Below are 21,886 nucleotides of genomic sequence, written 5' to 3'. Positions count from 1 at the left end.
TTGGCTCGTATAATGTTTTAGAGCAACCTAGTCGGGTGCTGGGTTTTGATTGATGTGGTGTTTCTCGGGGTCGGTGGCTGGCTCTCGAACCCTCACTTCGGTCAGTCTGGAATCCTGGTGCTTACTCCAGAGCTTAAGGTATTGCTGGACGCTGGTGAGGGCACTCTGGAGAGGTTGAGGACGTGCACGGGCATCCAGGCCGGCGAGCTTGACTACATAATCGTCACGCACTCCCACGGCGACCACGTGCTGGGATTGCCGACGATAGCCCAACACCTGAAGCATCCCGTGAAGACGGTGGTGCTGAGTGAAACGGCGGACGACATCAGAGCGCTGTTTAAAGCCCTGCACATAGAGAACAAACTCCAACAGCTGCTCATGCTTGAGATACCTCACGAGGGCTCCATGCGGCTTAACCCCAACACGCTGCTTAAGTGGGTTAGAGCCAGACACTCTATCCCCGCGATATCCGTCGTGCTCGAGGTGGGCAGCGTTAAAATAGGATACAGCGGGGACACCACCCCGAACCCCGACTTCTCGGAGGTGGTTAGGGGGGCTGAGTTGCTGATCCACGAGTTCTCAGTCCCGGAGGACATGGGGGAGGCGGCCAACGCGTTAGGGCACACCACCACCTCCGAGATAGGCAGGATCGTCAAGGCCTCCAGCCCGAAGCGGATAGCCCCCATACATTACTACTTGGAATCACCTAGGTTCAGCTTAGAGGGTTTAGAGGGTGTTGAGCTGGTTCTCCCCGCTCCCTGCTCCACGCTAAGTCTCTGAAGCGACGTCGCTAAATACACAATATAGACTAAAGAGATTCCTAACCCACATATCATACTCAGACAGCGAGCCCCCGTGATTATCTAAAACGACAGAATTTTAAGCAGTCACTCCACAGTAAGTAACATGTTAAAACAGCACTAAACATTATAAATATGTTTAACGTATATTATTATGGGTGGATGCGTGCCTGAAATAAGGAGAATTCAGAAGTTCGGTAAGTCAACGTTAATGGTATCTCTGCCGGCAAGCTGGGTTAAGTCAATGAAGCTATCGCCTGGCGACAGCGTCGCCATCGACTTGATGGAGGACGGCACACTGAGGGTCGTGCCTCTCTACATGGCGCAGAAGAAGGAGGAGAGGGTTCTGCAGATAAAGGTGAGTAAGAGCTCCTCTGAGACCCTGCTCGCGAGAAGCATAATCGCGGGCTACCTACTTGGGGTTGATGTAGTGATTGTGGAGGCTATGGATGGCGTGCTCTCCGAAACGCATTTGAGGACCGTCAGGGACGTGGTTAAGGAGCTCTTGGGGGCTGAGATCCTTGAACACACCCCGAATAAAGTCTCCGTGCAGATACTGGTCGATCCAAGCAAGTACTCCGCCATCAACATGCTCAACAGGCTTGTCAACCGCGTTAAGTTCATGATCCAGCATCTGCAGATAGCGGTCATAGATAATAAGCCATACCTGCTTGACGAGATAAGCGAGATAGAGAAGGAGGTCGACAGACTGCACGCGCTGGCCGTGAGGCAGATCCTCCAGGCCCAGAACGACAGAACGCTGGTTAAGCATCTGGGGATCAAGGCCTCACTAATACCTGAGTACAGAGGTATCGTGAAAGGGCTTGAGGAGGCTGCGGACGCTCTGAGCATCACGGCCCAGATACTCAAGGAGTTGGAGAGCAGGAACCAGCTCCCGCTGCTAACCCACGAATCCAACATACTGAAGGAGAGCCTGGATTACCTACTCATGACCGTCGACAGGATTGACAGGACCTTCAAGACCCTAGATCTCTACATAGCTAATGAAATCCTGAACATGGTCACAGAGTACTACACGCTAATCAGGAAGTATGACGAACTACTCTTCAGAGCGCTTAAGGAGAAGGAGGAACCGAAGAAGGAGTTCGATAAGAGCTACGTGATGCTGAGGGAATTCATAGATAGGCTCATAGAGGTCGGCAGGGCCATGGAGGCGGTTTCAGAGGCGGTCTTCGACATATCGGTGGAGAGGGCTGGCACGACCCTAGATATATGTAAGGTCTACATTTAAGAGCTTCAACCGGACGTCGGACGCAGGCGTAACGCCATCGTAGTACATATTATATGTTACGTAGCACGCATCAAGACTGGAGTTGAAGGGTCCTTCTTTTTAAGGAAAGACTGTGTGAGGTCTACTGTGGGGGAGTGTGGTCAGATTCGATTTAGCCGGCGCCTCTAGAGACGTCCTTGAGAGCGATGTCTGGCACGCGCTGGAAGTGTTCTTGACAGAGCTTGAAGCCGCTGGAGCCTCGGCGAAGACTGTCCGCGCCTACAGATATGGCATAACGAATTTCCTCAAGTTCTTGGGCAAGAACCTCGCTAGGGAGTTAAGCGTTGAGGACTACAACAGGTGGAGACTGGATAGGTTGAGGAGGGGCCTACCAAGGGGGTCGAGCGATAGAAGGAAGGCTCAAGTCACGCTACACTATTACTCACTCTACGTGAGGGCATTCATTAAGTGGCTGGGCCTGGCTGACAGGATTCCCGCAGTTGCTAGACCTAGGGGGAGGAGGAACGTGACCGCACTTAAGGATGAGGAGGTCCGCAGAATGCTTGAAGCCTCAAGAGATGTTTTGGACAGGGTTGTCGTTGCGTTGCTGTATGAGACCGGACTCAGAGCGCAGGAGCTCCTCACCATAAACGTGGAGGACTTAAACCTCAAAGACCGTGAGATAGTGGTTAGGCACGCTAAGTTCGGTGAGGAGAGAGTTGTCTTCTTCGGCCCTCTGAGTGCTGAGGCCCTGCAGGTCTACCTCACATCATATAGGAGGGGGGGAGGGAGGCTGATTAACCTAACGTACAGCGGGTTGTACAAGAGACTGAAAACGCTTGCAGCAAGGGCCGGCGTAGGGGTTGACAAGGTCAGACCCCACGTCCTGAGACACACCTTCGCCACAGAAGCGCTGAGGAGAGGTATGGATGTTCTAGCGTTGCAGAGCCTCTTAGGACATAAAGACGTTAAAACCACTCAGATATACGTCCACCTACTTAAGGAGGATATTAAGAAATCGTATGAGAGAGTCTTCGCTCAGGGCTGGCAACGCGTCGAGGACGTTGCCGGTGAGGTCACTTACTGAGGCTGGCCCAGGGTGCCTATACCCAGAATCTTAAGGATTTTAGGCAGTACCTCCCACCCATGGTCTATCAGGCCTAGCCCTCCCTTCCCGTGGCATTCGCTCTCGCACAACTTCAGAACTCTATCGGGAGCCACATCACCGCCCACGAGTAGCAGGGGGACTGGATCGTCGGTGTGGGCTTTAACGGAGGGCGGTGTGGCGTGGTCCGCCGTCACCAGTAAGGCTGTCTCACCCAGGTTCACTCCCTCGATCAACTCCTTAACGTAATGCTTATCTATATCCTCTATAGACCTCACCTTACCAAGGTAGTCGCCGTCGTGTCCGGGCTCGTCAGGCCCTTTCAGATGAACGTAGACTACGTCTACCTCACCGAGTAATTTGAAAGTGGCTTCCAGCCTCAGCGAATAGTCGGAGGCCTTATCCTGGGTTGGCGGCGGCATCTCTATAGAACGCATCCCGGCAAGTCTCGCTATCCCGTTCTCCACGGGCATCTCCGTTATAGAGCCGAACGTGAGTCCATACAGCTGATTTATAGGGGTTAGTCGGGGGAGTCTTGAGCCCGCATCCCTCAACAGTATCACGTTAGCCTTAAGGAGCCCCTTCCTCTCTCTCCTACTGTTGACCGGATGCTTATCCAACACTTCAACGGCCTTGACTGTGAATTCGTTGATCAGTTCTGCGGCGACGCGGGCGTTCAGGCTGGTGCTTAGCGGTGAGGATTCCCTGACGTACGGCGTGAAAACTTTCTCCGCCACCGATATGCTACCCACCTTCCTGTAGGCGGGGTCCGTGTTCTCCACTTCATCGCTGAGGGAGAGTTCCTCACTGCCTAAAACAACGACCGCCCTATGTCCTACAGTCGCCTTAACCTTAACGTAACCGCCATACTTACTCAACCTCATCCCGTCAAGTGATTCGGCGAGCTCGCGTGCCTCCTCAGTACTCAGCGACCTCCCAACCCTCCTATCGACCAACTTCCTGCTGAGAGGGTCCACGGTGGCGAAGTTAGCTCTAAAAGCCACCTCACGACCCTCAAGGAACGGGATCCCAGCGCCAACCGCCTCGACAGGGCCTCTGCCTGTATAGTGGGTGTGCGGGTCATAGCCGAGTATGCTCATGACCGCAGCATCGGACTCCGGAGCTATCCCCGCACCTACACTGTACACTAAACCGCAAACACCGGCTCTCGCGAGTAGGTCTAGGTATGGCTTCCTGGCCAGGGTTAACGAGCTCTTGGGGTCGGCTAGCCTGTCAGCGACTCCGTCGAGAACTAGATATATTAACTTCATCATTTACACCCAAGAAGATTAGCCAGGAAGCTTTTAATAATCGCAACCCGTGAATCCGAGGCCCGGCCTGAGGCGCGTTCAATAGTCGGCGTGGCGGGCCTCACACCTCCTCCAAACGACTGTATCTAGCCTGGGTCGCTGTCTCTATACCTGTTTGCGTCGGTCTCCAGCAACCTTCCTATGAACTCAGCCCTCTTGGAGGTGGTTACATCCTTAAGCCTCCTAGCCTTGTCAGCGACCTTCGTCAGCACGTTCATTCCTGCCAAGACCTCCTGTATTTGAGGGTCGTACCACTTGATCGAAGGCCTCCCCCTAACCAGCTCTGCAGCCTCAACGACTATCTTACCTATGTTGGCTGCGTCCATCACCGCCTCCCTGCTCTTAAGCACGTCATCAGTTCCTTGGTAGTAGGCTAACGCCCAAGGCGGTATTAGGTACCCGAAGGAGTTAAAGACTGACATGAGGTACGCGATCGTCATTGCCGCACCGGCCTCAGCCCCTACGGCTATGAAACCAGCCACCTTACCCTCAACCCATGACTTACCATCTATGAATATCATGTTCTCGAACACTGTTAACTTATCTATCAAGTTCTTCAGGTGTCCTGAAGGACCGTACCAGAACACGGGCGTCGCCACGATGAGGGCATCGCTGTTCAGTATTTCCTTAAGGAGAGCCCAGCTACCGTCATTAATGCAGGGTGGTCTGCAGGCAAGTTGCTCGTCGCTCAGGCAACCCTCGCAAGGCCTTATGTCGTAGTCATATATGTGTATGAGTTTCGTCTCGGCCCCGTAGATGGACGCCGTCTCAAGCGCTACCTCAAGCAGTTTATACGTGTTTCCATACTTCCTCGGGGAGGCGTTCAGGCCTAAGACGCTGACCGGCTCCACAGCAGGATCCCCAATGAGAGATATGTATTGGGTACAGGGAATATAAGTGGATAATGCGTTAGTCCTAGTTGAAAGTATTTTTAGGATTACGTCCACTAATTCTTCGGTCGATGGGCTTGAGGTACGACGTGGCGGTCATCGGCGGGGGGCCTGCTGGCTACGTGGCAGCTGTGACGGCCGTCCAGCAAGGGCTAAGGGTTGCGCTCGTCGAGCGGAGGTACTTAGGCGGTGAGTGTAGCAACTGGGGTTGCATACCCTCTAAAGCACTGATAGAGTTGGGCAACGCCTTAGGTAGCGTTAAGACCTTAAACAGGCACGGCATCACAGTGAGGGTGGAAGGCATCGATAGGGGTAGGGTGTTGAGGCATGTCTCAAGGGCTGTGGTTAAGGCCAGGGAGGGCGTCAAATACCTCCTCAGCGAGGTGGAGGTCATTGAAGGGGTTGGGAGGCTTAAGGATGTCCACACAGTCAAAGTAGGGGACGCGGGGACTATGGAGGTTGAGGCAAGCAACATCATCCTGGCAACGGGGACCGAGCCTAAGACCGTGTCGACCTTCAGTTTCGACGGCGTGAGGGTAATACATAACAGACACTTCTTCGAGCTGGACTCGCTCCCTAACTCGATAGTGATAGTGGGGGCTGGGGCGATAGGTTGCGAGATCTCTGAGGCCCTGGCGCAACTAGGTGTGGAGGTACACCTGGTCGAGATCATGGGTAAGATACTTCCAGAGGTCGATAGCGACGTCAGCGACGTCGTGTCTAAGTACCTTGTGAAGTCCGGTGTCAAAATATATACTTCGTCCAAAGCGCAGTTCAGCGGACACCTAGATAATGAAGTCGTGGTCAGGATCTCGAACGATAGGGGGACTACTGAAGTGCGTGCGGAGAAGGTGCTCATAGCGGCTGGCAGAAGTTACAATACAAAAAACCTGGGGCTGGCCGAGGCGGGGGTTGAGCTAGATGACAGGGGTGTCGTGCTCGTAAACGACCTGATGAGGACGACCGTGCCCAATATATATGCTGCCGGCGACATTACAGGCCCCCCACTCCTAGCTCATAAGGCCTTCAGGGAAGGCATGATAGCGGCCGAAGCTATTGCAGGGGTTGAGGAACCTCTCCCCAGGGGGCCCATACCAATGGTCATATACACGCACCCGGAGGTAGGGTTTGTGGGGTTGAGCGAGGTTCAGGCCGCCAACGCCGGCGTGAATTACAGGGTCGTGAAACTGCCCTATACGGTGCTCGGAAGGGACTCCACTTCAGTTAAATCAACCCCCGACGGCTTCGTCAAACTCGTACTGGATAAGAACGCTGCCAAGATTCTGGGAGTCGCTATAGTTGGTAACGGAGCCGCTGACGTAATACATCTCTTCTCACTGGCTATCAGTCAGCACCTTACACTCCAATCGTTGAGGAAGGCAATCATAACACACCCAACATATTCAGAGCTTTTCAGCGAGGCCGTATCAAATGCTCTAGGGAGGCCGCTCCACGTCCCTAAGCAATTATGATCGGTAGCCTGTTTAGGAATTCACATCCTCTCTTCTTCACTAAGACCATGTTCTCTAGCCTAACGCCGAAACTGTCCGGCATGTAGGTGCCGGGCTCCACAGTGATGATCATCCCCTCCATCAACACGTCATCGACTCCTTGAGCTAGCCTGGGCCTCTCATGAACCTCCAAGCCCACCCCATGACCTAGCGAGTGTATGAAGTACTGCTCCAAGCCATGCTTCCTTAGCACCTCCCTAGCGACGGAGTCAGGCTCGCTGGCTTTCACGCCATCGCTGATTAGGTCAGATGCAGCCGTTAAAGCCTCACTCACCCCCTCTACAACCTTCATCACCTCGGGACTTGAACCACCCACGGCCAGCGTTCTGGTGGTGTCGGAGCAGTAGCCGCCATACCTAGCGCCGAAGTCAATGGTTACGACTTCCTTACCGATGGTTCTGCCGGTCGGGAACGCATGTGGGTACGCGGAGTTAGGTCCTGACGCAACTATAGTCTCGAACGGTATGGATTCAGCCCCCTCCAACCTCATGAAGCTGTCCAGCTTCGCGGCAACCTGACTCTCACTCAGCCCTTCAATCCCCTCTGCCAGGAGTTTGACGAAGCTCCTCTCAGCTATGTTCAGTGCCTGCCTCATGAACTCGACCTCATCTCCTTCCTTAATCGATCTCTGAAGGGCTATAGCTGACCCCACGTTCTCCACCTTAATACGATCCCTCAGCCTCTCACTCAACTCAAACGCGAGTTGTGTTGGGTAGCTTAAGTCAAGACCTATTCTTGCAAACCCTGAATCCGAGAAGTACCTGACGAGCCAGTCAGAGAGCCTGCCCTTAAGCAGTTTAGGAAATCCAGGCAACTCGTAAGTCGCGTAAGGCATCACCTCCAGGGAACCTTTAACGGCGTCGGAGACTCTATAGTAATCCAGCGCCGGCGTTAGCACCCTCGCAGACCCATCCCTCTCGTAAAGGAGGAAAACACCTCCAGACCTCGGCACGCCTAGATAGTAGAATACGTTCCATTCGTAAGTCACCAGAACAGCGTCCAGACTGAACTCCTCAACCACCCTCATGAGCTTACCTAACCTCACGACGGCCCACCACACTAGCAACATGTTAAGGACTGCGGACATTCTAATAAGCGTTAACGTCGTGATCCCCCTTTATGTGGTGGCTGAATAATTTCATGAAACTCGTCTAAAATTTTTTAAGCATTGATACAAACTATATACATGAGGTGTTCCCTTTGGTCAGGAGGACTAGAGTAGTCATAGTCGGTGCGGGGGGCAGGGACTTCCACAACTTCAACGTGTTCTATAGGGACAACCCCGACTACGAGGTCGTCGCATTTACGGCGGCTCAGATACCCGGTGTTGAAAGGAGGAGGTACCCGGCAGAGTTGGCGGGTTCCCTCTATCCAGACGGAATACCTATAGTGCCTGAGGCTGAGCTGGGGGACGTTATTAGGGAGCTCCACGTGGATGAGGTGGTGCTGTCATACAGCGACCTCAGATACGAGGATGTGGGGAGGATCGCCTCCACAGCTCTGTCCAGTGGGGCCAGCTTCAGACTCCTCTCCCCCAGGGAGACCATGCTGACCTCACACAGGCCGGTGATGGCGGTGACGGCGGTGAGGACTGGAGCCGGTAAGTCAACCGTCTCGAGAGCGGTCGTGAAGGAGCTCCTCAAGAAGGGGGTTAAGCCTGTCCCAATACGTCATCCGATGGCGTACGGGGATTTGAGGGAGATGGCGGTGCAGGTCTTCAAAACGTTCGAGGACCTTGAGAGATGGAAGGTCACGGTGGAGGAGAGGGAGGAGTATGAGCAATACCTTAGACTAGGGCTTCCAATACTGGCTGGAGTTGACTACGGCAAGGTGCTCACAGTAGCTGAGGGCATGGGAGATGTCATCCTGTGGGACGGGGGTAACAACGACTTCCCGTTCTACAGATTTGACTACATGATAACAGTTGCGGACGCCATGAGACCGGGCCACGAGATCGGTTCATATCCCGGTGAAGTGAACGTCAGGATGGCTGACGCTGTAGTCGTTAATAAGGTTGGCCAGGCAAGCGAGGAGTCCGTCAAGAAGGTGGTCAGCAACGTCAGGAGAGTCAACCCGGGGGCTAGGATATGCCTGGCCGACATGGAGGTCTCAGTAACCGACCCGAGCCTAGTCGAGGGAAAGAAGGTTTTAGTCGTTGAGGACTCGCCCACAGTAACGCATGGAGGGGTCCCCTACGGCGCTGGGTACGTGGCCGCTAGGAAGTACGGCGCCTCTGAGGTCGTAGATCCCAGGCCATACGCTGTAGGTGTTCTTAAGAGCCTGTATGAGGAGTACCCGCACATGAAGGAGGTGCTTCCCTCCACCGGATACACTGCTGAGCAGCTGAGGGATCTGGAGGAGACCATAAGGAGGACGCCAGCTGATGTAGTGGTTCTGGGAACCCCAGCAGACATAACTAGGCTGGTAAGGATAGACAAGCCCGTTGTTAAGGTTACGTGGGAACTCAAAGTACTTGAGGGACCGACCATAAGTGAGTTGGTGGCGGAGTTCCTTGAGAGGAAGGGCTAAACCCTGTTGAGTTTTTCGTTAATAAGCTCAACCACCGTGAGTGCTCTCAGGGCATCCTGCAGTGTCGGAGCGCGCGGGGATCTAACCCCCTCCACCGACCTCACGAAATCCCTTAGCTCGGCCTTAAGCGGTTCCTCACCGGACGCCCTCCTCACATAACTCCCCTCACCGCTTCTGACAAGCACGGTTGAGTCGGTGTATGAGACCTCGCAGTAAGAATCCTCAGTAACTATCTCGGCGACCCTGACCTTAACCGGCAGTGTTCCGTCCGTCACTAGATACACAAGAGTTTTGCCTAGGGTGAGTAAGGCATGGACCTCCTGAGGGATCCCAAACTCCATCTTGAACCCCACCGCACTCAACACCCTAACCTCCTGAACCCCCACCAGGTTAAGCGCTAGGTCGATGTCGTGTATCATTAAGTCCAGCGTTATTGAATGCCCCCTCCGGTGGGTGGGTCTCGCCGACAGCCTCTTGAGAATCGCGTACTTGACCCTGCGCTGTGTAAGGAAGTCCTTCAAAACATTGCTGACGGGATCATACCTAACTATGAACCCTGGCTGGGCGATTAATGACGCGTTCTCAGCAATCCTCATCAGCTCCCTCACCTCATCGCTGCTTGTTGACACGGGTTTTTCTATGAAGGTGTGTAGACCCAGGCTCAGCGCATCTTTAGCCACGTGGAAAAGCCTGTCTATAGGCACTGAGATGGCTACTGCCTCCACACCCAGCCGAACCAGATCCCCAACAGTCCTAACGTACTCCGTCACGCCGTGCGCTCTAGCCACGTCAGCCGCTAGATCAGGGTTAGCGTCAGCAACGCCGACCAGCTTGACCAAACCCTCGCTCTCCAGCTCCTTCAATGCCCTAACAATATTCTTACCCCAGGACCCTACGCCGACTACGCCTACCTTAACGCAGCCCAACCGAATACACCCTACTTGACTCTACGTATCAACTCCAGGTAGTTATTATATACTTCATCAACGACCTCCTCAGGCCTTAAACCCTTAATCACCGCTATCTCCTTCACCAGGATTTGAATGAGGTCAGGGCCTAGTCTGAGACCCCTGTACTCGTAAGGTCCGTCGGACTCTGTCAGTATCGTGTCGAGGGGTGTCTGCCTGACCACCTCCCTCGCTTTAGGCTGCCTTATCAAGGCGGCGTTAACGCCTATGTAGTACCCATGTTCCCTGATTTTAGTTATGAGTTCAGTGGGTCCTGTGTACCAGTGCATTACAGCCACGCTAACGGAGGCCTTGGTGACTACGTCGAGCACCTCCCTCCAGGCTCCTGCGGCGTGAAGTAGTAATCCCTTCCCACTCTCTTCAGCCTTCCTCACGAACTCTGTAAACACCCTCATCTGAGATTCCAACGTGTCTGGCACGAACCTCTTGTCCAGACCCACCTCACCTATGAACTCAGCCTCGTTAATCAGTCGAAGGACTTCAGAGAAGTCCTCCCCGCTGACCTTATCAACTAGCCACGGATGCACCCCCACAGCCGCCCTTACGTTACGACACTCCCTCATCAATGTAAGGTTGGTCAGCGAGGATTTCAGGTCTTCGGAGACGGCGATCAACTCCAGGTCCTCCCTACCGCAGTAGTTCAGCCGCTCCACCTCACCGTATTCGTTGAGATGTATGTGTGAGTCAACGTACCTACTCAGCGACGGCTTCACTACCATTCACCCTAACACATCTATATGTGAAGCCTAAATCACGCGCCAGCTTCTGAGCGTTCGGCGTTAGGGATTGAGCCACTAAAACCCCCCTCACGTTAACCACTCCCAGAGACGCATAATACTCCACGTACCTCTTTAACTGGTAGACTGCTTCGATGTCCGCCGCACCCCTCTTGACCTCCACCACCAACAACCCGCCGCCCCTATCGCGGAGGACTAGATCCACCCGCCCGTGTGGCGTCATAACCTCCCTCGACACTAACTCAGCACCTTCCTCGATCAGCCCTGGGCTACGCGCCAGATACTCTATCACGTCACGTTCGGTCCCGGAAATGACGTACCTCCCAACACCTAACTTAGCTACGATGACTTCGCAGGGTCCCTTTAAAGATATGGTGAGTTCCTCACGCGGTCTCGTTCTGATCGCCCTAACTACTAGGGTGTCGCCCCTGAGCTCAGCGGTTACGTATGAGTTGGGTTGCCAGTTAATGGGTTCCCTGCCGGTAGGTTCGTGAATGAGGACCGTGCTGTCCTCCTTAATCAGGATGAGCCTCCATGAATTACTAGCTCTGGATGAGGCCCTGCCCACGTAGGTTATCTCACACTCTGCTACCACCACTATCGTTGAGCGTTTGAACCACTTCTTAATTAAGTTGCCGAGCTCTTCAGGAGTTACGCTTCCCCTGCTGAGTATCCTCCCTGACATTGCCTACAGCACCAACTATAAGGTCTGTTACCTCCTGGAGGTTCAGTCCAGGTAGGGTTGTTGAGGCCGCTTCAGCGTGACCGCCGAACCTGCCCTTACCGAGGCGGGCTATCCCCTCGCACAGTTTGAGCGCTTTTTCGTTCAGCGTCCTCACAGTCACAACAACCTTGTCCTCCTCCCTCCTAACGAGGACGATGTCAGACTTATACATCCTCGCCAGCTCTGTGGTGCCTATCCCGAGCAGACCGGCGAAGATCCTTGACTCAGGGAGCGTAAGTGTCGATATCTTCACCACATTCCTGTACGAGAGTGCATTCTCGCTCATCAGCTTAAGCAACCTGCCCAGGAGGAACTTAGCAGTCCTATACCTCCTGCCCACAACGTCGTCGGACTCAACGTCTTTATTCCTCATGAATAAATTGAGGAGGTAGTTCATGAAGTCGTAGTCGCCCGGATCCCTGGCTATGGAGAGCTTTATTATGTCGGCCAGCCTAGCTACGTCCAGCGACGACGCTTCACCGCCCTCACACACGTCCGCCACATCAACGAGCATCCTTTCGTACGGGTTAGGCGAGATCCTCAGGGAGTTCATTATGAGTTTCGGACATGACTGAGTCCGTTCACACACCACCTTAACATTGCTTGATGCAAGTTCTGAAACCCGCTTGACGAACTCGAGGGAACTCACGTGATGATCCACTACCGTCACCCTCCTCAAACTACTGCTTGCCTTAACTATCTCATTGACGAGCTCGTTGTTGAGCGCTAGGTCAAGGAGAATCAGCTCGCCAACCCCCTCGTGCAAGCCCCTCATCAGGTCTAGGTTGGCCCTCCAAGGTTGGGTGAAGACTACAGTAATCCGCGAAGGCCACATGTCCTTCATGAAGTGCTTTATGTAGAGGTATGCAGAGATAACCCCGTCACAATCCCCGTGAGTCACCACCACACTTGAGCTCAATCCCATCACTAAAAGAAATTTACGTATGGACCTTAAAATAGAAGGCTGACTGCATGCTAACATATTAATGGCGGAACGAGATAGAGATAGCGGGTGTGAGGACCTGGATAAGGAATTGATTCAGATTAAGGATCCGGTGCACGGATATTTAAGGCTGGCTAGACACGAAATATGCCTGGTCTCGTCCTCGCCCATGCAGAGGTTGCGGAGGCTCAAGCAGTTGAGCACATCGCATCTCGTGTATCCGGGGGCCGTCCACACGAGGTTCTCCCACTCCCTAGGCTCCATGTATGTGGCTGGAGTGCTTGCTGAGTACACCTACTCCAAGCTTGGGCTGAATTTCTCGGAGCTGAGCAGACTGAAGTACATCGCACGTCTCCTCGGCTTACTGCATGATGTAGGGCACGGTCCATTCTCGCATACCTTCGAAGACCACGTGCTAGTCAACTATGGCGTGAACCACGAGGTTCTAGGCGGCAAGATAGTGAGGGAGCATCCAGAGGTGTCCAAGTGCTTCGACGACTATATAGAGAAGGAGCTGGGGCTCTCCGCCGAGGTCATGGCGAGGCTTATTGAAGCGCCTTCCCTGGATTCATGGCCCCTCACATCCAGCATAGGGGAAGGGGTTTCAGAGAGGACGCTCTACTACATAATTAAGGGGGCCTACAGCGCCGACATAGTTGATTACCTCCTTCGGGACTCGTACTTCACCGGCGCTAACTACGGCTTCGGACTTGATTGGGAAAGGCTGGCATACCACTCGAAGCCTGTCAAGGACAGGATAGTTCTGGAGTACAAGGCTAAGGACGTTCTAGACCATCTGCTCATAGCAAGGATCTTCATGTTTAAGACCGTGTACTACCATAAGACCGTCCGAGCCTTCGACAAAATCGCCGGGGAGATGCTGATTAAGGCTGATAACATACTCAACTATAGCGGGATAATGGACGACGTAAACAAGTACGTTGAGCTTGACGATGAGTACGTCCTCTCAAACCCGAGCGTCAGGGCTCTCGATGAGAGTAGGTACCTGCTGAATAGGGTGGTCCCCTACAAGAACGTTTACCAGGCAGTCCTCCCGATAGACCAGACATTCAAAGGATTCCTCACAATGAGTAAGGACGTCATCAAGAGGAGCATAGAGAGTAGGTTAAGGAGCATGCATCCGGAGATAGTTGACGGGGAAAACATCATATTCGTGGACACGCCCAAGCTCCCCACCAACCCCATGTTTGAGGAGGCCGAGGTTCTGATAGAGAATGAGGAGGGCAGTATAGAGGCGAAGCCCGTCAGGGAAACGCTCGCAGGCTCCATGCCTGCCGAGCTAGCGTTCCTCAGGATCTACATTAGGGACAAGCACGTGAAGTACGCGAATGAGGTCAGAGAGGTAGCTACGAGCATGCTGTCAGGCAGGGAGGTCCGCAGCTTCTACTGAGAGCCACCCCTAAGCGGGCGGTCAGCTCTGAAGACGCTCTACAGTAACGCCCTCAGCATTTATCTCCGCTTTAAACACCTGCGGCGTGATGAGCTTAAGCACGTTGGTCAGCGTCTCAGCGCTGTCCGGCCGCGTCAACGCTACTGAAGCCCCACCACCACCTCCTCCAGTCAGTTTGGATCCTAAAGCGCCGGCCACCCTAGCAATGTAGATGACCTCGTTTAACCTCCTCGTAGAAACCCCTAAAGCATCTAGAAGGCCGTGGTTTATGTTCATGAGTATGCCCACCTCGGCGAGATCTCCAGCCGGCAAGGCTTTCTCAGCCTCGAGCGTGACCTTACCTATGTGCTCAAGTATCCCGTTCACCAGGTCTGGATGCCTGTCCCTGAGGTTCTTAACCCACAGCACCATGTCCCTAGTGCTTCTCTCCCTCTCGACGTACGCTATCACGAAAGTAGGATCACCGCCCACGTTGATGGGTACCCTGTGTATCGCATTTCCTTCAAACCATATCTTCAGAACCCCTCCGAAGGTGGCTATGGATGTGTCCATCGGGGAGGCAAGACCCTGAACGTTCTTCTCGACCTCCCAACCTAGTCGTGCTATGTCCTCCTTACTCAACTCATAACCTAAGCAACTACTGTAAGCTGCTATCGTAGCCACAGAGACGGCGGCCGACGTTCCGAGGCCCGCGCCTACAGGCATCTCGGACCTGACTTCCAGGTTAACCCCCCTCCTAACCCCGAGGAACTCAGCAGTCAGCTCTATCGCCTTGCTCAAATACCCTATAGCCGACAGGGTCTTGCCGTAGTCCGTGGTGACTTGAATCTCCCCGTTACTCATGGAGACGATGACGCCCGGGGTTCTGAGGTCTTGAGCGTTTATCCTTACGCTGTCGTCACCCCTGGCCTCCGCAGTGACGTAGACCTTCCGGTCAATAGCCACCACTATCGCCGGGTATCCATACACCACCGCGTGCTCCCCGAAGAGCGTTATCTTACCTGGAGACGAGGCCACGACCCTACCCAACTGAACACCCACTAAAGTAGTTCGCTGAAGGGAATTAATTGTTTGGGGATCAGGTTTTCATAGATAGACCTTGACGTTGATATACCCCTCCTTAAATTTGAGAGCCCCCTATAATCTTGGTGGTTAGATGTTACCGCCACACCTGAGGCTAGACTTCCGGAAAGCTGAGGAAGTCATTAAGGACTTCATCAGAGGTAGAGTCAGGGAGGCCGGCGCTTCGGGGGTGGTTATAGGACTCTCGGGGGGTGGTGACTCGTCGGTGTGTGCAGCCATCTCTGCAAGGGCTTTAGGCCCTTCGTCCGTCACCGTGGTGCACATGCCTGACAGTGAGAGCGACCCCGCATCAACGCTGATAGCTAATAAGGTGGCTAACGGCTTGAGTCTAGATATGAGAATAATAGACCTCACTGAGGTCGTCACGTCCTTCCTCAAGCCATTAGGGATAAGCTACGGATCCCCCGAGAGGTTGGTTAGAGGTAACGTGAAGGCTAGGGCCAGGATGGTGATTCTGTACGCCATAGCTAACAGGGAGAACATGCTGGTCGTCGGGACTAGCGATAGGTCGGAGTGGTTGATAGGTTTCTTCACTAAGTGGGGTGATGGGGCAGGCGACGTACATCCTCTCATAGGACTCTACAAGACTCAAGTGAGGGAGTTCGCTAAGCACCTTAACCTGCCGTCGGAGGTGGTTGCCAGACCCCCATCGCCTGACCTGTGGCCCGGACATACGGCTGAGGGCGAGCTGGGCCTGACTTACGACGAAATTGATGAGGTGCTCTACAGGCTGTTTGACGAGGGACTCAGGCCTGAGGACATACCTAAGGCGTCCGGGATACCCCAAAGCGTGGTTGAGAGGGTGTTACAACTCCACCGGAGGACAGCGCATAAGAGGGCACCTATAGCAGCTCCCTTCCACTCCTTCAAAGAGTTGGAGGGGAGGGGCCCGGGTTTGCAACCTTAGTAGTCCCTGCGCAGCGAGATTCTTATTAGTTACGGAAGAGCTTAACATATTGAGGCCCGTATGTTAGATTACACTAGATACGCAGGGCTGGTTAGGCCAGACTCCGTCAGGGTGTGGGGGGACAGTAGGGTTAGGGAGAGGCTATCATGGTACTACTCCGTAATGCGTGGTGAAGCACCCCCCAAGTACATCATAGTTAAGAATATGCCCGCACCATTCAGGGGGGAGGAGCTCGCTAACGTAGTTACTGAGGAATTGTTAAGTGTGCATGCTAAACTGCGTCAGGAGTTCGTTAAACTCTGGAGTGAGGTCAGGGAGTCGGGCAGGCCTTGGAGCTACGTGAGTCTCAAGGGCGTTAGTGGGGTTACATTCCTGGACCTGAAGGTTGAGTTGGCGCGGAGGCTTGCAAGCCCCTGCAAGCTCTGCGAATGGCGTTGCGGCGCTCTTAGAGCGGAGGGTCGGATGGGTTATTGTAGAGTCACGGGACTCAACGGCTTCGTGGATACATTCTTCCATCACATGGGGGAGGAAGCACCGCTAGTCCCGTCAGGCACTGTGTTCTACGTAGGCTGTAACTTCAGATGTGTGTACTGCCAGAACTGGGGCATAAGCCAGCGTGAAGGCCTCCCGGCCGAGGAACGCGGCCCCGAGGAGCTCGCTGACATACAGACCTGGCTAGCCACCAGCGGGGCGAAGAACATAAATCACGTTGGCGGCGAGCCGACGCCAAACATCCCAGTAATATTGTCCTCCCTTAAATTCCTGACGGCTAAAGTCCCTCAACTGTGGAACAGCAACATGTACTTAAGCGAGGAATCCATGGGGCTCATAGCGGACGTTATAGACATCTGGCTACCGGATCTCAAATACGGGAACAGCGAGTGTGCGTTGAAGCTCTCCTTAGCCAAGAACTACTTTGAGGTGGTGACTAGAAATATTAAAGTGGCTCACGACTCCGGGGATCTCATAATAAGGCACCTCGTGTTGCCCAACCACGTTAAGTGCTGTACTGGTAACGTACTTAAGTGGGCGGCCGAGAACGTGAGGAGGGCTTTAGTGAACATAATGGATCAATACCGACCAGAGTATGTGGTTCTCAGAGACGTTAAAAAGTGGGGTGAGTTAGGTAGACACGTCAGTGGCGAGGAGATGGAGAGGGCGTTTAGACTAGCCCGTGAGTACGGCTTCACTGGACCTGTCGAGGATCTATGGTTTATTGCGTGATTTCAAAAGAGCGCAACGCTTATAGGGGCTCACCCACTTATTAATCTTAGTGACGTGCTGACTGAGATGAGGGCTGCACACGCGTCATTCACGTTGAACTTGATATCACTCCTACTGAAGACTGTTAGCATGTTAAACGCTGCGTCCACAGCCGTCAACGCTGAGTTCCTTCATGCATTAGGCGACACGATAGGGTCAGGACTCCTAGTTCTCGGGCTACTGATGTCGAGGAGGAGGCCTTCAACCAGGTACCCCTTCGGCTTAGGCAGGGCTGTGTACGTCTTCGGACTGATAGTGTCAGCACTTATCGGGGGCTTCCTCTTCGCCGTAACCTCCTTCTCAGGCGTTCAACAGCTGGTGGCTGGGGGGGAGGTGATCTCAACCACTACGTCCATAGCGTCTTTAGCTACCGCCCTCACGCTGGATCTAGCTATCCTACTGTGGAGCTTGATCGAGCTTAGGAGAAACCCGGCCGACCCCTCAGCGAAAGGAACTCTGGTTGAGAACCTGGCTGATAGCGTCGGCGGCTCAGCAGCTCTGACGTCCCTCTTACTTGGAAGCCCGTTCGTCGACGGCTTAGGCACTTTAGTGGTGTCGGTGATTCTCCTGTCTTCCTCAGCGTTGCTGAGCTACAGGTATTTCGAGGTGTTGGTGGGTAGGGCGGCGCCGAAGAACATCGTGGGCAGGGTCGTTAAGATCGCCCTCTCAGATCCCAGGATCGTTGACGTCAACGATGTGAAGTCGCTGGTCGTGGGGCCCGGCGAGTTCCTCGTGATGCTTCAGGTTGAGGTGCCTGAAGGCACCAGCGTCGATGAGATAGAGAATGTGAGAAACGAATTAAGTAAGAGAATGCAGGAGAGCGTAAACGGGGTCAAATACGTAGTTATAGAGTTTCAGAAGCCCTCATCACCGCCCATGAGCTTCAAGAGAGTGCTCAAGGAAATCCTCACGTTAGGCGAGGTTTGAAGCGCGGGGTTCGAAACCATGTCGAAATGGCCCGCAAAACCCAACCCTGTCATGAAGCCTAACCCCGGACCACCGACATCAAGCCTGCTAAGAGCCTAACTCTTTATAAGGACCCCACATCCCTAGTTCATTAAGGGGGTATTTGACGTATAACGCTATCCATGAGTTCGAGGTTGATGAGTCGGCGGAGGGGGGTGAAGTCCTTAGTGAGGGAGTTATCGAGAGACTCAGTCTAGTCATCGATGTCGACAACAAGGGAAACTTCATCGACGCAGTCGTAAATGCGCCGACTAGAGTCTCAGACCCTGAATGCGTGGCTAAAATCTCGCTGATGATGACAGTCCTTGCAAGGAATCTCCTCAAATACTTGAATGTAGGCAGTGTTGAGGAGATCGACATAAGCTTTGAGAATGGTATGTTGCTTATAGTGCCTGAGGGAAGCAACGTTAGAGTAGCTCTCACTACAGCACCTTAGTTTAACTAAGCGAAGGACTCGAAGAACGATTGCACGTCTCAAGACCTGATACAGCGTGCATACTAGTGCAGTGCCCGCGCAGCGGACTTGAGAGCTGCTTAAGTTTTACGTATAAGCATGCATTATTCAGTACGCTGAAATGAAGTCCTAAATTCGTTCTGAGAATAATATTCTAAAATTCTAACTAATAAACATCTTAAAACACCTAAACCTTGCGATCTTTTTAAACGCGTCCCCAGTATATTTTGGGTGATGCGGTTTACCTGGCCAGGCCGAGGAGTTAATCAAGTCTTCTGGCGGCAGGTTCGGCATTAACGTTGTTGCGAATAGGTGTAAGGAATGCGGCATATGCATCAGCGTGTGCCCGACTAAGGTCTTGGTCAGAGGCGATAGGTATAACAAATATGGGTTCAGGTATCCAGTGCCAGCCAACATAGGCAAGTGCATCGGATGTAGGCTCTGCGAGTTTAACTGCCCCGACTTCGCCATTTTTGTGGAGGTTAGTGGTAGATGAGGAGGGTTTTTATCTCGGGTAATACGGCGATCGCCGAGGGAGCCATAGCCGCTGGGATGAGGTTCTACGCAGGATACCCGATAACCCCTGCCTCGGACATCATGGAGTACCTAGCTGAGAAACTCCCTGAGGTAGGGGGCGTCATGATGCAGTTCGAGGACGAGATAGCCTCGATTAACGCTGTGGTCGGGGCCTCATGGGCAGGCGTCAAATCCATGACGGCCACCTCGGGGCCGGGCTTCTCCCTCATGGTTGAAGCGCTAGGCCTAGCCATCATCACCGAGACGCCGCTAGTAGTGGTTAATGTCATGAGGGCAGGTCCCTCCACGGGAGTGCCCACTAAATCATCTCAAAGCGACGTCCTTCAGGTTAGGAACGGACCTCACGGGGATTACGTGATCCCGGTTCTTGCGCCGTGGTCTGTTCAGGAGGCTTTCGACATGACCGTGAAGGCTTTCAATATCTCCGAATCTTTAAGAACGCCGGTAGTCCTGCTCTCCGATTCTGTGATTGCTCATTTATGGGAGGCGGCGATTTTGAGGGAGCCGGGGGAGATTGAGGTAGTTAACAGGAAGAAACCTACGGTCCCGCCGGACGAGTATCTGCCTTACAGACCGGATGATGACTTGATACCGCCTATGGCCTGCTTCGGGGAGGGATATAACGTGATTGTTGAGTCCCTAACGCATGATGAGCGCGGGTACTACAAGCAAGACGTTAACACGTACCGCAGACTCGTCAACAGGCTCTGCAACAAGATCTTAAACCGCATTGACCAGGTCTTCGACGTTGAGGGCTACTACATAAACGACTCAAAATACATCGTAGTGTCATACGGCTCGACCGCCAGGGCGGCCCTGGCTGCTGTCAGGGCCCTCAGAAACTCCGGCGTCAAGGCAGGCCTGCTTAGACTCAAGACGCTGTGGCCTCTGAAGGTTGGGGTGATTAGGGAGTACTGCAGGCATGCTGATAAGGTGTTCGTAGCTGAGAACAATGTAGGGAAGGTAGTCTACGATATCGAGAGAATAGTGAAGAATGGTGAGGTCTTGTCTCTCCCGCTCCTGAACCTGGATGTACCGACGCCTGATGATATAGTGGAGGGGATTAGAGAATGGATGTAGAGGGCTCCTCCGTGAAGGGATATCACCCACTCGACAAGTACTTGAGGACTGACAGACTACCCCACATATGGTGCCCTGGCTGCGGGCTCGGCATAAACTTAGGAAGCATCATGAGAGCTATAGACAGGAGGGTTAGGGAGGGCTCACTGAAGAGGGAGAATATAGTCTTCGTCACAGGCATCGGCTGCTCTGCGAGAACCTCCTTCTACGTCAACTTCGACGCTGCACACACCCTGCACGGGAGGGCTGTAGCCTTCGCCACTGGCGCTAAGCTCGCGAAGCCAGGGCTGGAGATGATAATCATAGGCGGTGATGGAGACATCGCCGGCATCGGCGGCAACCACTTAATCCACGCGGCGAAGAGGAACATGGACCTGATAGTAGTGATGATCACCAACTTCGTCTATGCCATGACCGGAGGTCAGATGGCGCCGACAACGCCGCGCGGACTCTACACGACCACGACCCCCTACGGCAACCCGGAGCCACCGCTTAACGCGGTGAAGCTGATCTCATCGCTTAACCCCAACTACGTGGCTCGGGCGTCAGTGACGCATCCGCCGCTTATAGAGCAGTTCATGTACAGGGCCCTAGGAATGAAGGGCTTCAGATTCATCGAGGTTCTGTCAACATGTCCTGAAATCTTTGGGAGGCATATAGGACTCAGAGATCCGGTCACTCTCTACAACACGCTGAGGAGCAAGGTCGTAGTCAAGCAGAACCCCAACGTTGAGGAGTCAGAGCTTGACTGGGAGAAGGGGTTCGTTCTCGGCGAGTATATAATGCGTGACAACCCTAGCTACTTAGAGATACTTGGGAGGCGGTAGACTTGAAGCATGAGATACTCATAGTTGGGAGGGGCGGTCAGGGGGTCCTCCTTCTCGGACGCATATTAGGGGTGGCCGCGGCCAAGTACGCGGGCCTGTTTGCCACAGGCTCCGAGACCTATGCCTCAGAGACCAGGGGTGGGGAGTCGCGTGTTGATCTCATAATAACGGACAACCCTGAAGGCGTGGACTTCGTTAAAGTTGTTAGGGCGAGTATAGCACTATTCATGTTCCCCTACAGCCTAGACAGGTACGCCAGGATGCTGAGTAGTGATGCTTACGTCTTCCTCAACTCCACATATGTTAAGGAGTTCCCCTCTGCAGTGCAGAAAGTATTCTCAGCACCGTATGATGAGATCGCTGAGAGGGCCGTGGGCACCTCCAGAGTGAGTAATATTGTGGCATTAGGGCACATGATCGCGAGGACAGGCATTATGGACGTAAGGCACGTTGAGAGCACTTTAAAAGAAATAGTTTCTGAGAAATGGCTTGAGACAAATATGAAAGCTTTAAGAGCCGGCCTGGAGATTCAATAACAATTCACACCAACCCCCAGCATAGATATTAAATCTTTTTATGAAATGAACTTATTTACTCAAACTAGAATAGT

General features: G+C 53.5%; 22 protein-coding genes. 14 read left to right on the top strand and 8 right to left on the bottom strand.

The annotated features are described in order from the left end of the window. Positions 1-54 precede the first annotated feature (54 nt). From QW772_05650 to QW772_05640, 3 genes are all read left to right on the top strand, one after another. Positions 55-780 (top strand): MBL fold metallo-hydrolase, encoded by a 726-nt coding sequence (locus QW772_05650; GenBank protein ID MEM0038392.1) that lies wholly within the window; start codon positions 55-57, stop codon positions 778-780. A 174-nt stretch (positions 781-954) separates the two neighbouring features. Beyond that, complete coding sequence (locus QW772_05645; GenBank protein ID MEM0038391.1) at positions 955-2,052, top strand: phosphate uptake regulator PhoU; 1,098 nt, start codon at positions 955-957, stop codon at positions 2,050-2,052. 136 nt (positions 2,053-2,188) lie between these two features. After that, positions 2,189-3,118 (top strand): tyrosine-type recombinase/integrase, encoded by a 930-nt coding sequence (locus QW772_05640; protein ID MEM0038390.1) that lies wholly within the window; start codon positions 2,189-2,191, stop codon positions 3,116-3,118. Here the strand turns inward: QW772_05640 and QW772_05635 are convergent. Further along, positions 3,112-4,407 carry an alkaline phosphatase family protein gene (locus tag QW772_05635; GenBank protein MEM0038389.1) on the bottom strand — a complete coding sequence of 432 codons (1,296 nt, stop codon included), beginning with the start codon at positions 4,405-4,407 and terminating at the stop codon, positions 3,112-3,114. The genes QW772_05640 and QW772_05635 overlap by 7 nt on opposite strands. Before the next feature lie 125 nt (positions 4,408-4,532). Continuing rightward, positions 4,533-5,297, bottom strand: a complete 765-nt coding sequence (locus QW772_05630; GenBank protein ID MEM0038388.1) for a flavodoxin family protein — start codon at positions 5,295-5,297, stop codon at positions 4,533-4,535. 110 nt (positions 5,298-5,407) lie between these two features. On the opposite strand from QW772_05630, the gene lpdA reads away from it, so the two are divergent. Continuing rightward, on the top strand, positions 5,408-6,808 hold the full coding sequence (gene lpdA / locus QW772_05625; protein ID MEM0038387.1) for a dihydrolipoyl dehydrogenase: 1,401 nt from the start codon (positions 5,408-5,410) through the stop codon (positions 6,806-6,808). On the opposite strand, the gene QW772_05620 is transcribed toward lpdA, so the two are convergent. Continuing rightward, positions 6,795-7,934, bottom strand: coding sequence for an aminopeptidase P family protein (locus QW772_05620; protein MEM0038386.1), 1,140 nt, complete (start codon positions 7,932-7,934; stop codon positions 6,795-6,797). The two genes, lpdA and QW772_05620, sit on opposite strands and share 14 nt — an antisense overlap. Positions 7,935-8,047: 113 nt before the next feature. On the opposite strand from QW772_05620, the gene QW772_05615 reads away from it, so the two are divergent. Beyond that, the gene (locus QW772_05615; GenBank protein MEM0038385.1) at positions 8,048-9,376 is read left to right on the top strand and encodes a cyclic 2,3-diphosphoglycerate synthase; all 1,329 of its coding nucleotides are present in this window, start codon (positions 8,048-8,050) and stop codon (positions 9,374-9,376) included. Here the strand turns inward: QW772_05615 and QW772_05610 are convergent. The 4 genes from QW772_05610 to QW772_05595 are packed head-to-tail and all read right to left on the bottom strand — an operon-like array spanning position 9,373 to position 12,733. Beyond that, positions 9,373-10,302 carry a Gfo/Idh/MocA family oxidoreductase gene (locus tag QW772_05610; protein MEM0038384.1) on the bottom strand — a complete coding sequence of 310 codons (930 nt, stop codon included), beginning with the start codon at positions 10,300-10,302 and terminating at the stop codon, positions 9,373-9,375. The genes QW772_05615 and QW772_05610 overlap by 4 nt on opposite strands. A gap of 11 nt (positions 10,303-10,313) precedes the next feature. Continuing rightward, positions 10,314-11,057, bottom strand: a complete 744-nt coding sequence (locus QW772_05605) for a TatD family hydrolase (protein MEM0038383.1) — start codon at positions 11,055-11,057, stop codon at positions 10,314-10,316. Beyond that, a complete protein-coding gene (locus tag QW772_05600; GenBank protein MEM0038382.1) occupies positions 11,038-11,766 on the bottom strand; it encodes an endonuclease NucS in 729 nt (242 codons plus the stop codon). The genes QW772_05605 and QW772_05600 overlap by 20 nt, the downstream gene beginning before the upstream one ends. Further along, entirely contained in the window at positions 11,726-12,733 is a 1,008-nt protein-coding gene (locus QW772_05595; GenBank protein ID MEM0038381.1) for a hypothetical protein, read from the bottom strand. The genes QW772_05600 and QW772_05595 overlap by 41 nt, the downstream gene beginning before the upstream one ends. A 58-nt stretch (positions 12,734-12,791) precedes the next feature. On the opposite strand from QW772_05595, the gene QW772_05590 reads away from it, so the two are divergent. Continuing rightward, positions 12,792-14,159, top strand: coding sequence for an HD domain-containing protein (locus tag QW772_05590; GenBank protein MEM0038380.1), 1,368 nt, complete (start codon positions 12,792-12,794; stop codon positions 14,157-14,159). 21 nt (positions 14,160-14,180) lie between these two features. Here the strand turns inward: QW772_05590 and mvk are convergent, their stop codons facing one another. Next, positions 14,181-15,188 carry a mevalonate kinase gene (gene mvk, locus QW772_05585; protein MEM0038379.1) on the bottom strand — a complete coding sequence of 336 codons (1,008 nt, stop codon included), beginning with the start codon at positions 15,186-15,188 and terminating at the stop codon, positions 14,181-14,183. Between the two features lie 127 nt (positions 15,189-15,315). On the opposite strand from mvk, the gene QW772_05580 reads away from it, so the two are divergent. From QW772_05580 to QW772_05545, 8 genes are all read left to right on the top strand, one after another. Continuing rightward, on the top strand, positions 15,316-16,149 hold the full coding sequence (locus QW772_05580; protein MEM0038378.1) for an NAD+ synthase: 834 nt from the start codon (positions 15,316-15,318) through the stop codon (positions 16,147-16,149). A 60-nt stretch (positions 16,150-16,209) separates the two neighbouring features. Further along, positions 16,210-17,373 (top strand): radical SAM protein, encoded by a 1,164-nt coding sequence (locus tag QW772_05575; GenBank protein ID MEM0038377.1) that lies wholly within the window; start codon positions 16,210-16,212, stop codon positions 17,371-17,373. 54 nt (positions 17,374-17,427) lie between these two features. Beyond that, positions 17,428-18,339 carry a cation diffusion facilitator family transporter gene (locus tag QW772_05570; protein ID MEM0038376.1) on the top strand — a complete coding sequence of 304 codons (912 nt, stop codon included), beginning with the start codon at positions 17,428-17,430 and terminating at the stop codon, positions 18,337-18,339. Positions 18,340-18,481: 142 nt separating this feature from the next. After that, positions 18,482-18,814 carry a hypothetical protein gene (locus tag QW772_05565; GenBank protein ID MEM0038375.1) on the top strand — a complete coding sequence of 111 codons (333 nt, stop codon included), beginning with the start codon at positions 18,482-18,484 and terminating at the stop codon, positions 18,812-18,814. A 283-nt stretch (positions 18,815-19,097) separates the two neighbouring features. Continuing rightward, the gene (locus QW772_05560; GenBank protein MEM0038374.1) at positions 19,098-19,328 is read left to right on the top strand and encodes a 4Fe-4S binding protein; all 231 of its coding nucleotides are present in this window, start codon (positions 19,098-19,100) and stop codon (positions 19,326-19,328) included. After that, positions 19,325-20,449, top strand: a complete 1,125-nt coding sequence (locus tag QW772_05555) for a 2-oxoacid:acceptor oxidoreductase subunit alpha (protein ID MEM0038373.1) — start codon at positions 19,325-19,327, stop codon at positions 20,447-20,449. The genes QW772_05560 and QW772_05555 overlap by 4 nt, the downstream gene beginning before the upstream one ends. Continuing rightward, positions 20,440-21,276, top strand: coding sequence for a thiamine pyrophosphate-dependent enzyme (locus QW772_05550; protein MEM0038372.1), 837 nt, complete (start codon positions 20,440-20,442; stop codon positions 21,274-21,276). The genes QW772_05555 and QW772_05550 overlap by 10 nt, the downstream gene beginning before the upstream one ends. Before the next feature lie 2 nt (positions 21,277-21,278). Continuing rightward, positions 21,279-21,812: a 2-oxoacid:acceptor oxidoreductase family protein gene (locus QW772_05545; GenBank protein ID MEM0038371.1), complete on the top strand. Its 534-nt coding sequence runs from the start codon at positions 21,279-21,281 to the stop codon at positions 21,810-21,812. The last annotated feature ends 74 nt before the right edge of the window (positions 21,813-21,886 follow it).

The sequence above is a fragment of the Zestosphaera sp. genome, assembly GCA_038727705.1.
Lineage (GTDB): Archaea > Thermoproteota > Thermoprotei_A > Sulfolobales > NBVN01 > Zestomicrobium.
This window is presented reverse-complemented; position numbering and strand designations above follow the sequence as displayed.